8 protein-coding genes are annotated in these 10,448 nt (G+C 46.4%); all 8 read left to right on the top strand.

Going from position 1 to position 10,448, the window contains the following annotated elements; translation table 11 throughout:
- Positions 1-295: 295 nt before the first annotated feature.
- Positions 296-1,744 carry a TROVE domain-containing protein gene (locus tag Q0081_RS20430; RefSeq protein WP_298357772.1) on the top strand — a complete coding sequence of 483 codons (1,449 nt, stop codon included), beginning with the start codon at positions 296-298 and terminating at the stop codon, positions 1,742-1,744.
- Positions 1,745-2,513: 769 nt separating this feature from the next.
- Positions 2,514-3,602, top strand: a complete 1,089-nt coding sequence (locus Q0081_RS20425) for a T4 RnlA family RNA ligase (RefSeq protein WP_298357769.1) — start codon at positions 2,514-2,516, stop codon at positions 3,600-3,602.
- Between the two features lie 3 nt (positions 3,603-3,605).
- On the top strand, positions 3,606-4,484 hold the full coding sequence (locus tag Q0081_RS20420) for an AAA family ATPase (RefSeq protein ID WP_298357766.1): 879 nt from the start codon (positions 3,606-3,608) through the stop codon (positions 4,482-4,484).
- 158 nt (positions 4,485-4,642) lie between these two features.
- Entirely contained in the window at positions 4,643-5,926 is a 1,284-nt protein-coding gene (locus tag Q0081_RS20415; protein WP_298357763.1) for a hypothetical protein, read from the top strand.
- An 18-nt stretch (positions 5,927-5,944) separates the two neighbouring features.
- On the top strand, positions 5,945-7,381 hold the full coding sequence (locus Q0081_RS20410; protein ID WP_298357760.1) for a sulfatase-like hydrolase/transferase: 1,437 nt from the start codon (positions 5,945-5,947) through the stop codon (positions 7,379-7,381).
- Between the two features lie 41 nt (positions 7,382-7,422).
- The gene (locus Q0081_RS20405) at positions 7,423-8,193 is read left to right on the top strand and encodes a sialate O-acetylesterase (protein WP_298357758.1); all 771 of its coding nucleotides are present in this window, start codon (positions 7,423-7,425) and stop codon (positions 8,191-8,193) included.
- 73 nt (positions 8,194-8,266) lie between these two features.
- Positions 8,267-8,788: a gluconate 2-dehydrogenase subunit 3 family protein gene (locus tag Q0081_RS20400; protein ID WP_298357755.1), complete on the top strand. Its 522-nt coding sequence runs from the start codon at positions 8,267-8,269 to the stop codon at positions 8,786-8,788.
- Between the two features lie 68 nt (positions 8,789-8,856).
- The coding region (locus Q0081_RS20395) for a GMC oxidoreductase (RefSeq protein ID WP_298357752.1) at positions 8,857-10,448 on the top strand (1,592 nt) is incomplete at its 3' end.

Here is a 10,448-nt window from a genome sequence, read left to right as displayed (position 1 = left end):
TAAAACAGTTTCGCCTATATCAGTTGTGATTTCAATTTTTACTTTTGCCATAATTGTGATTTTGGAAACAAAAATAACAGGACAAAAGGGTTAACACACAAAATATTACAGCGGGATTTTTTTTAAAATTTTCGAAAATAATTTCAACTGCGCAAAAAGGCTGCGCACTTAGGGCTAACATTTGTATCATCAAAGCACAAAACAAATGAACAGTCATGAAATTTAATTTTTACAACCGCAACCAAACCGAAACGCTAAACCATGAAGGAGCAAAGCGTTTCGGTTGACGCCCGAAATGGAATTGTATTCGTCCGTAGCAACGACTATGTTGAGCGATATCTCCTACGAAAAAGCAGACGAACGTTTAGCACGTATCAAAGCGTTGATTGCGAAAGTCAATCCCGTGTTTGCCGCAAAATTGGCGGTCTATGTTCGGGAACAAATGTACTTGCGTACCGCTCCTGTGGTGTTGGTCAATGAATTGGCTAAAATCCACAATGGTGACGATTTGGTCAGCAAAGCGGTAGAAAAAGTAGTAAAGCGTCCTGATGAAATCACCGAGTTGTTGGCCTATTATCAAGTACACAACCAACGTAAGGAAACAAAGAAACTGAACCGTTTGTCAAAACAAGTCCAAAAAGGGTTGGCATCGGCCTTTAACAAATTTGACGAATATCAATTTGCCAAATATGACCGTGCAGCTCAGGTGACGCTCCGCGATGCGCTGTTTTTGGTACACCCTAAAGCGAAAGACGAAGCCCAACAAACTGTGTTCAACAAAATTGTCAATGATCAATTAGCTATTCCCTATACGTGGGAAACCGAGCTTTCGGCCTTGGGACAAACCCAATTTGCCACTGAAGTCCTGAAAGCAGCAGCGCAAAAAGCCAAATGGGAAGAATTGATTGACAGTGGAAAGATGGGGTATATGGCTACGCTGCGTAACTTGCGTAATATCTTGGAAGCCAACGTCAGTGCGGCTCACATCGAAAAAGTAGGTGCGTATTTGTCCAACGAAAAAGCGGTTCAAAACGCCAAACAATTGCCTTTTCGGTTTTTGGCAGCCTACCGAGAGTTGAAAGAGTTACCATCTGGATATGGTCCCATGCTACTCGAAGCGCTGGAGTCTGCACTGAAAGCGAGCGTTGTTAATCTACGTGGTTTTGAGTCTGCTACAAAAGTCGTTATTGCCTGCGACGTATCGGGTTCGATGCAAAAAGCGGTTTCTGCCAAAAGCAAAATAATGTTGTACGACATTGGGTTGTTGATGGGAATGTTGCTGCAATCTAAATGCAAAAACGTGCTGAGCGGGATGTTTGGAGATACGTGGAAAACCGTGGGTTTGCCGGGTCGTAACATCTTAGCTAATGTAGATGCTTTTTACGAACGTGAAGGAGAAGTAGGCTATTCCACCAACGGATTCAAAGTGTTGCAGGATTTGATTGCGCGCCGTTATATCGCCGATAAGGTCATGCTATTTACGGACACGCAGCTATGGGACAGTGCATCTCATAATAAATCCGGAGCCAACACGCTGAGTACCCAATGGAAAATGTACAAACAAATCGCGCCCGATGCCAAACTGTATTTGTTTGATTTGGCAGGTTACGGACAGGCACCTTTGCGGGTAGAGGACAACGATGTGTTTTTAATTGCGGGTTGGTCTGACAAGATTTTCGACGTCTTGCAGGCGTTGGAAGACAGACAGAGCGCACTTGAAAAAGTAATGAAAGTTGATTTATAACCGGAAGCGGTGGTCAGACGTACAGCGTTTGGCCACTTACAAAACATAAAACAGGACTCAATCCGCTTGTTACTCTTGTTTTAAACTAATGGCAGGTGCCGTAAAACAGCGTTACTTCGTTTTCCCAACCTATGGTCGCTGTTTGCTTATTGCCTTGCTAAATATCTTACCCCAACGGGTGTCGTTGTTTAGGGTTACTTCGGGCGTCGGGGACGGTCGGCCGCTGCCGTTCGAATCTTCCTTTCTTCTTAGGAAGGAATAGCTCAGTCGGTAGAGCACTAAAAACACCCTTTTCGCTTGTTACCCCGTTGGGTTAAAGTTTAAAAAATTATATTGTCATCAATTCTTTAGAAAAATCTTACCCCAACGGGTGTCGTAGAAAAGGGTTACTTCGAATTTTAATCGGACGGTCGTGGGTTCGACTCCTATTTCTGTAGAAATACAGAATAGCTCAGTGGTAGAGCACCATGTGCCTTTTTCGTTTGTTACCCCGTTGGATTAAAGTTTAAAAAATTATATTGAATTTGATTTTTTGTGAAAAATATTCCCAACGGGTGTCGTAGAAAAGGGTTACTTCGATTGAGGTTCGGGTGGTCGCGGGTTCGAGCCCCGCTTCTGTAGAGATGTAGAATAGCTCAGTTGGTCAGAGCGCCAAAACGTACTCTTTTCGCCTGTTACCCCGTTGGGATTTTATTTTACGTCCGCATCGGCGGTCCGAGTTAACTAATAAACAAGACTTGCCAAGTTTTTCAGCATACCTGACTTAAACTTGGCAAGTCTAACTGAAACGATGAATATCTCCGCTTTACAACAACTCATTGCCGACGATTACATCAAGGTACAAAAGCACCCGACGGCACCGTTGTACATTTACAACTATACCCCAAAAGCCCAATACGACCGAGTTTGGAACGAACTTACGCTGGCGTGCCGAGGCTTGATTTTGGATGAACAATATAATGTGGTAGCCCGTCCTTTTGGAAAATTTTTCAACTTGGGCGAAATGGAAAACCAAGTCATTCCCAACGAGCCTTTTGAAGTGTTTGAAAAGCTTGATGGGTCTCTGGGAATCCTGTATTGGCATGAGGATAAACCATTTATCGCTTCGCGCGGATCGTTTTCGAGTGAACAGGCGCTGATGGCTACGGAGCTATTGCATACCCAATATGCCCACGTTATTCCGAATTTAGATCCGACCAAAACGTATTTATTTGAAATCATTTATCCCGAAAACCGTATTGTGGTCGATTACGGTGCCGAGCGAAAATTGGTCTTTTTAGCCGTTATTGATACTCAAACGGGAATTGACATTGTAGAGACGCAAAATTTTCGGTCCGCCGCCGCGCAGTCCGCCGCCGCGGCGTCTCTACGAGTAGATGGTTTTGACATTGTTAAACGCTATGACGGCCTGAATGATTTACATTTGTTGAAAACCTTGGAGGAAGAAAACAAAGAAGGATTTGTGGTGCGTTTTCAGAGCGGCTATCGTTTGAAAGTCAAATTTGAAGAGTACCAGCGCATCCACCGCATTGTGACGGGTGTATCCAACGTCAGCATTTGGGAGTATTTGAAAGCGGGACAGGACTTAACGCCGATTTTGGAAAAAGTCCCCGATGAATTTTATGAGTGGGTGAAAGAAACCCATGCGCAGCTTTTGGTGCAATTTGCGGAAATTGAAGCGATTTGTAAGACTGATTTTCGAATTTTAGAGACGCGCAAAGACACGGCGCTGTATTTTCAAACCTGTCGCTATCCGGCGGTTTTATTCAAAATGTTTGACCAAAAGCCCTACGACGAAGTGATTTGGAAGCAACTGCGGCCAGTATTTCAGAAGCCGTTTGCCAATTACGATGTATAAAAAATGAAAAAAGTAATCTTACTGCGCGGCTTGCCCGCCAGTGGTAAATCCACCCTTGCCCGACAACTGTTGGATGAGAACAAGGGCATGTACAAACGGCTGAACAAGGACGAATTGCGCGCCATGCTCGACAACAGCGAGCATTCCAAACACAACGAAAAATTTGTGGAGCGTGTTCGCGATTTGATGCTTTTGGAAGCCCTACGCGATGGAAAACACGTCATCATTGACGATACCAACTTATCAGACCGTCCCGTCGAGCGCATTCGTCAGGTGGTGGAAAAGTACACTAAAAGTACGGGTGAGCAGGTAAAAATAGAGATTCGGGAAATGACGGCTACGTTGGAGGAAAGTCTGGCGCGGGATGAAGTGCGCGAGAAAAAAGTGGGGCGCGATGTCATCATGCGAATGTACAAAACCCACGTGTTGGGCGATGAGCGCGGCCCGCATTATCAGCCGCAGGATACGACGCTGCCGCCCGCTATCCTGTGCGATTTGGACGGAACCTTGGCTATTTTACGTCGCAGTCCTTACGATGCTATGTCGTGCGAGCGCGACGATTTGAACGAGCCCATTGCCCAAATTGTCAAGAACTATCATGCCTTAGGCGTAAAGATCATATTGATGTCGGGGCGCGAAGAAAAATCACGTACTCCAACCCTTAATTGGCTGACATATAACAGCATTCCTTATGACGCGCTGTATATGCGAACTACAGGCGATATGCGCAAAGACGCCGTTATCAAAAAAGAGCTTTACGAAGCGCATGTTAAAGAAAAATACTTCGTAAAATTCGTACTGGACGACCGCAACCAGGTCGTGGATTTGTGGCGATTGGAGTTGGGTTTGCCGTGTTTGCAGGTGAATTACGGAGATTTTTAATTCTGCGGAAGGTCAGACGATAGTCAGACCAGAAACCTTACCTACAAAGCATAGTAGGAAATAGTAAGTTTTATATAATATCACATGTCTTATAGGGTAAAACCATTTAGTAGTTGGTTTCAGAGAAATGCTTTTATTGATACAACTACTTTTTTACAATGAATCTCCAAAACCGCCGTACGTTTCTGCAACAATCACTCGCGGCATTGTCGCTGCCGATGATGTCTTTTAAGCCCGAGGCCGTTCCCATTCGCGCGATTACCAAAGGCCCTAAGTACCATTGGTTCGGGTATTATGATAAATGGCAATTTGACCCTACGGGGAGGTACGTTTTGGGGATGGAAGTAGATTTTGAGCACCGTTCTCCTACCGAAAAAGACATTGTCAAAATCGGCCTCATAGATTTGCAGGACAATGACCGCTGGACAACCTTGGGTGAAAGTCGCTCGTGGGGATGGCAACAAGGCTGTATGTTGCAGTGGATTCCTCAATCAACCACTGAAATTATTTGGAACGACCGCGTTGATAATCAGTTTGTCAGTCACATTGTAAACATAAAAACGGGCAAAAAACGCACCTTGCCCAAAGCCGTTTATGCGCTCAGTCCCGATGGGAAATGGGCCATCGGGACTGAGTTTTCGCGTATTCAGGATCTGCGACCGGGCTATGGCTATTCTGGGATTCCCGACCCGTATTTTTCCGTCAAAGCGCCGAAAGAAATTGGGCTGTATAAAATGGATTTGCAAACGGGCAAAACCCAACTGCTCTTTTCGTTGAACGAACTCGCCGAACTGCCGTATCAGGGCCAATCCATCGTTGATAATTTTCATTGGTTCAACCATTTGTTGGTCAATAACGACGGTAGCCGATTTACCTTTCTCCACCGTTGGCGAGCGGTGCGGGAGGATCGACAAATTATGGCACGAACCAATTTTATCACGCGCATGTTTACAGCAGATGCTGACGGCAAAAATCCCTATTGCATTGACCCTTCAGGCTTTACTTCACACTTTATCTGGAAAGACCCCCGTACCATTTGTGCCTACACTAAACCCGAAGGCCAAGCCTCGGGCTTTTATTTATTAGAAGATTTTACGGGAAAATACACGCGCATCGGCGCCGACAAAATGAAAGTAAACGGCCACCAAACGTACTTGCCCATTGGCAACGGCACGAACGGTCCGCCGTCGCGGTGGATCCTGAACGACAACTACGCCGCCGGACAAGACCGATTGCAAACCCCCTACATCTACCATCTTCCCACCGATCGGCGCACGGATCTGGGCAGTTTCTATGCACCTCCCGAATATGTTGGCGAATGGCGTTGCGATTTACACCCCCGTTTCAACCACGACGGTACCAAAGTCTGCATTGATTCTACCCACGGCGGCAACGGCCGACAGATGTATTTGCTCGATATTTCAGAAGCTATAAAATCTTGATTCCCAACACCCACAATTATGCAAAAACCGTTTCTGTTTCTTTGCCTTCTTTTTTGTCAAAACCTCTACGCCCAATCTCCCAAACCCAATATTCTCTTTCTTTTTGCCGACGATCTCCGCGCCGACGCCTTGGGCTGTTATGGAAACCCGTATGTCCAAACGCCCAACCTCGACCAATTGGCAAGAAACGGCACGCTATTCAGCGAAGCGCATATTTTGGGTGGTAATCACGGAGCGGTTTGTGCACCGAGTCGGGCGATGCTGATGAGTGGAAAAGGCTTTTTTAGGGTATTGGATAAACTCAACGGTGTCACGACCTGGCCGATGCTGCTGCGCCAAAACGGTTATTCTACCTTTATGACGGGCAAATGGCACAACGAACCCGCCGCTGTGGGAGCGAGTTTTATGGAGGCTAAAAATGTCATGCTGGGCGGAATGGCCGACCATTATCAAACGCCGATGAGTGATTTGAAACCCGACGGAACCTTTACCGAACCCATAAAAAAAGGTTTTTCTGCCGATCATTTTGCCGAAACTGCCATTCAGTTTCTGGACAAACAAATGGCCAATAAACCCTTTGTGACCTACGTAGCTTTTACGGCTCCGCATGATCCTCGTTCGCCTTTGCCCGATTATCTCAAACGCTACGGTACGGTGCCACTTCCACCCAATTTTATGCCCGTTCACCCTTTCAACTTTGGCAGCGACATGACCGTGCGTGACGAAATGCTGGCGGGCTATCCGCGCACTACCGATGTTATTAAATCACAGTTGACGGAGTATTACGCCATGATTACGCATTTAGACGAGGCTATCGGTAAGATTTTGGCGAAGTTGAAAGAAAAAGGGTTGGACAAAAATACAATCATCGTTTTTGCGGCCGACAACGGCTTGGCCATGGGAAGTCATGGGTTGTTGGGTAAACAAAATCTCTACGAACACAGCATGAGAGTCCCGCTGATTCTGAGTGGAAAGGGTATTCCTCAACATCAAAAAAGCGACGCCTTTGTGTATCTGTTTGATCTGTTTCCGACCTTCTGCAAAATGCTGAATGTCACCGCTCCCAAGGACTTGGAAGGCAAAGATTTGTCGGGTATCATTCAGGGAGAAATGCCATCTGTGCGAGAGCAGGTATTTACGGCCTATACTTTTTCTCAACGCGCTATCCGTGACCGACGCTGGAAATTGATTCGTTATCCAAAAGTGGATTTTACTCAATTGTTTGATTTACAAACGGATCCGTACGAACTCAATAATCTGGCTCAAAAACCCGAATATGCGACCAAAGTCAAAAAAATGATGGAAGACCTCAAAAAGCATCAGCAACTATACGGCGATACATTTCCGCTGACGGCTTCGGAAATTTCATCACAAGTATTTGATTACAAAAGCATTGACCGAAAACCCGACCAATGGCAACCGAAAGAAATTCTGGAAAAATATTTTAAAGACTAACTCCCTCCTTGCGCCCTTTGCGAAAAACCATTCTTTTTCTTATGAAACATTTAGTTGTATTCCTGTTTATCCTCCTTTCTTTAAAAGCAATGGCTCAAAACCCTAATTTTAAAGGCAAAAAACTGCATTTGTACCTCCTCGTTGGCCAATCCAATATGGCAGGGCGCGGTGACTTGGAGCCGGTTGACCGCACACCTCACCCGCGTATTTGGATGCTTAATAAAGAAAATCAATGGGTTCCGGCAGTTGCGCCTATGCATTTCGACAAACCAGTGGCGGGTGTGGGACCTGGATCTGAGTTTGCCAAAGTCATGGCCGAGGCCGATACAACGGTTATGATAGGCTTGATACCTGCGGCAGTAGGCGGCTCACCTATTGACTCGTGGCAACCTGGCGGCTACCACGACCAAACCAAAAGTCATCCTTACGACGATGCCCTTCGTCGGGCAAAAGCGGCACTGCCTGCAGGCACGTTAAAGGGGATTTTGTGGCATCAGGGCGAAAGCGACAGCAAGCCTGAATTGGTGGGAAGTTATACCTCAAAATTAGAGATTCTAATTGGGCGTTTTCGCAAGGAATTATCGGCGCGTAATGTGCCGTTTGTCGTTGGTACATTGGGGGATTTCTTCGTTGTCAATAACCCCGAAGCAAAAAATATCAATGAACAACTTCGTCAATTACCAAAAAAAGTAAAACGCACGGCTTGCGCAGAAGCAACCGGCCTGGTCGACAAAGGCGACAAAACCCACTTTGATACGCCTTCGGCCCGCGAATTAGGTCGTCGCTATGCCGAAGCGATGAAAAGCTTTTAAGAATATAATTTAATCAGTAAATTATTCAAAATCTGCCCTTTCATTCCTTGTTACCAAAGCAACTTTAGAAACCATGAACCGACGGGAAGTTCTTCGAAATACCGCCTTGGCTGCGGGTGGTTTTATTGCGTTACCTACGTGGGCAGAAGCCTGGACCCCGAGCAATGTCCGGAACAGAAATATTTTTTTGTCCGGCGAGCAGGAGGCATTACTGACTTCCATCATTGATACCATCATTCCAACTACCGATACGCCGGGCGCCAAGGATTTGGGAGTTCCTGCTTTTATTCAAAAAATGTTGGTGGATTGTTACGAAAAAGACGTTCAGGAAAATTTTATAAAAGGACTTGAAAAGACCGAAGCCCTTGCCAAAGACAGTTACTTGAGTGCGTTTGGTTCATGCACGGCTCTTCAGCGAAAAGAGGTTCTTAATAAGCTATCAACGTCCGCTGACCAAACTCAGAAAGACTATTTCGCATTGGTAAAGTCACTGACGATTCTTGGCTTTACCACCTCTGAATACGTTCAAACCAAACACCTGAATTACAACCCTATTCCGGGTCATTACTATGGGTGTATACCGGTAAAAGTGTAGAAAGGAAAAAGGTCAAAGTGGAAAGGAAAACGAAATTTATTCTTCTCCAAAGTCAAACTTCTCAGAAAATGTCATACTTAAATATAGATTCTGTCAAAGACCGCACGTACGATGCCATTGTCATCGGCTCGGGCATCAGCGGTGGTTGGGCAGCAAAAGAATTGTGCGAAAAGGGACTCAAAACGCTTGTGTTGGAACGTGGCCGCGACGTGCAGCACGTAACCGATTACCCCACCGCCAACAAACACCCGTGGGAATTTGAACACCGTGGCCAGGTGCCGTTGGAAATCCGAAATCAATACTCGAAAGGGCGAGCAAGTTTTATGCGCGAAGAAACCGTGCATTGGGCTATCAAGCCTGATGAACAGCCTTTTGTGGAAGAACAACCCTTTCAGTGGACGCGCGGCTACCACGTAGGCGGAAAGTCGCTGCTGTGGGCGCGTCAAACGCAGCGGTGGTCAGATTTTGATTTTGAAGGCCCCGCCCGCGATGGATATGCGACGGATTGGCCCATTCGCTACAAAGACATTGCGCCCTGGTACAGTCACGTCGAGAAATTTGCGGGGATTTCGGGAAATAAAGACGGTTTGCCCGAATTGCCCGATGGTGAATTTTTGCCGGCCATTGAACTGAGCTGCATTGAAAAACATTTTCAGGAAGCCATTTCCAAAAACTACAAAGACCGCCACGTCATTCAGGGGCGTTGTGCGCACATCACTGACCCGCAGCAAATCCACGCTGATCAAGGTCGTGCACAATGCCAACATCGAAATCTGTGCAACCGTGGCTGTCCGTTTGGCGGTTATTTCAGCAGCAACGCTTCCACCTTGCCGTGGGCGGTCAAAACAGGCAACATGACCCTGCGCCCGCATTCGGTGGTGCATTCGATTATTTTTGACGAGAAGAAACAAAGGGCTTCCGGCGTGCGTGTTGTAGACGCGAACACGAAAGAGATGATCGAATTTTACGCCAAAATCATTTTTGTCAACGGCTCGGCGCTCAACAGTAATTTGATTTTGTTGAATTCCATTTCAAGTCGTTTCCCCAATGGTTTGGGTAATGACAGCGGAACCTTAGGTAAATATATTGCGTGGCATAATTACCGAGGACGAATGAACGCGGAATACGAAGGCTATTACGACAAAATGACCGACGGTAAAAATCCCAGCAACGCCTACATTCCCCGTTTCAGAAATCTTCACAAACAGGAAAGCGATTTTCTGCGCGGCTACGCTACAGGCATCGGCGGTGGTCGGGGACGCGGTGCACGACAGGCGGGCATCGGCGAAGAACTCAAAGAAGCGCTCCTGCATCCGCAATTGGGCAACTGGAACATCAGCGCGTGGATGATGGGCGAAACGGTGCCTATCGAAAGCAATCACGTGCGCCTCGACGCCAACCTAAAAGACAAATATGGCATTCCGCAGTTAGTGACGTCGGTGAAGTGGACCGAGAATGACGACAAAATGGTGAAAGATTACCTGGAACAACTCACCGAAATGTTTACGCTGGCGGGCTTTAAGAATATTCGCGGTACGGATACCCACGCTAATCCCGGCTCCGATATTCACGAAATGGGCGGTATTCGGATGGGTAAAGACCCCAAAACGTCTATGTTGAACGAGTGGAATCAGGTACACAGTTGCAAAAACGTATTCGT

Origin of the sequence: Runella sp. (assembly GCF_027484545.1) — a bacterium.
Taxonomy (GTDB): domain Bacteria; phylum Bacteroidota; class Bacteroidia; order Cytophagales; family Spirosomataceae; genus Runella.
The sequence above is the reverse complement of the archived record's forward strand: the minus strand, read 5'-3'. Positions and strand labels throughout refer to the sequence as shown.